The 1,284-nt window shown below is 46.3% G+C and carries 2 protein-coding genes; both read right to left on the reverse strand.

Going from position 1 to position 1,284, the window contains the following annotated elements:
- Positions 1-164: 164 nt before the first annotated feature.
- Complete coding sequence (locus tag ACM0OR_RS28240; RefSeq protein WP_414579716.1) at positions 165-377, reverse strand: hypothetical protein; 213 nt, start codon at positions 375-377, stop codon at positions 165-167.
- Positions 370-1,284: IS110 family transposase (locus ACM0OR_RS28245; protein WP_414579717.1), on the reverse strand; the 915-nt coding region annotated here is incomplete at its 5' end. The genes ACM0OR_RS28245 and ACM0OR_RS28240, both read right to left, overlap by 8 nt.

Consider the following 1,284-nt stretch of genomic DNA (forward strand, 5'->3'; position numbering starts at 1 on the left):
CTTCACTCTAGTAAAATATTATTGGTGGCGTGCCTGCAATAATAGAAAGCGCGTGATTTTCTGGTTAAAGAAAGTAACTTGAGGGGAAGGCAGCTGTAACCCCAGCGTTCTTACCGATTCCGGTTGCGGCAGTTGCAAAAAGTTCCAGCTGTGTCGCCACCACCTTAATAACTATTGTCTAAGTTTGCCTGTTCCCATTCCTCATCAGTTAAACCAGAAGCACATCGACAGCACATAAAAACATCATCAGGAATTGGTGCATTGTTCGGCCAAGTTTCAAACTCTTGATTTGTAATCCCAGAATGCCAGTCATGCAGTGTTTTGACTCCGCAAGCATAGCAGTAATAATAACCACGTTTTAGGTTTTGTTTAGTCATTGGCTAACACCTTTACCAGTTCACGGAACAATAACCGCACTGCAATCGCAGCAATTTTCATTCGCACCAACTTGACCGGGCGGCCAGCTTCCTTTTCAGTGTCCAGCTTCTCCCCCAAACTTTTACCAATTTCATTTTTTAATCGCGATCGCTTGGGTTCAATCCGAGTAAAAACCCACTGCCATAGAGATTTTCTACATAAATCAGAACCGCCAACTACTTTGGCTTTGCGAATGTCCCCGGATGCCTCCAAACTGGGAGCTACACCCAAAGCTTTCTGAAATCGCCTCAGTGATAAATGGCGTTTGGTGGGTTTTTTAGAGTTTCGCCCCTGGCGTATCTTCACTTCCGGCTTACCGTCTTCACCAAGAAATCCTGATAGTGGGTAAATCTGGGAAATTACGATCGCAATTAGTCTTTGACCAAAGCCGAATTTGTGGAAAACTTCCAGGTATGGCTTAAACCTAACATCAGCAAGCAATTGGTGTGATTCATGCTCAATTGCGGATTCCTCACGCTGGAGGTTACAAAGCCTGGCCGCATGATAACGAACTGTGTCACTAATGCCAAGCCCTACGGTCGTTTGGTAAATCAGGTCGTATCGCTTGCTCTTACGCTCTTGGGCCAACCATCCCCACAATAGCGGCACTTCACCGGAATCTAGGCGTTTTGATTTCACCAAGGCAACCTCTGGGAACTGCCAAGCTAAATCTTGCCGGATGCGGTTAATTATCGGACTTTGTACACGATTGAGGTGTGCGAGTCTCAGCACCAGTTCCCTGATTCTGACTATCGTCAGGTCACGGACTTGCACAAACCGACGCTGATCAGCGTGGTAATCGAAGTAGTAACAGGCTAACGCCAGGGAATCAGCATCATCATCTTTATCTGGCAACGCCAGGTGATG

Source organism: Anabaena sp. CCY 9402-a, from assembly GCF_963920945.1.
Lineage (GTDB): Bacteria > Cyanobacteriota > Cyanobacteriia > Cyanobacteriales > Nostocaceae > Trichormus > Trichormus minutissimus.

What these genes read in the sequence shown, in the direction of transcription:
- ACM0OR_RS28240 (WP_414579716.1), bottom strand. Translation starts at nt 377, where the DNA reads ATGACTAAACAAAACCTAAAACGTGGTTATTATTACTGCTATGCTTGC.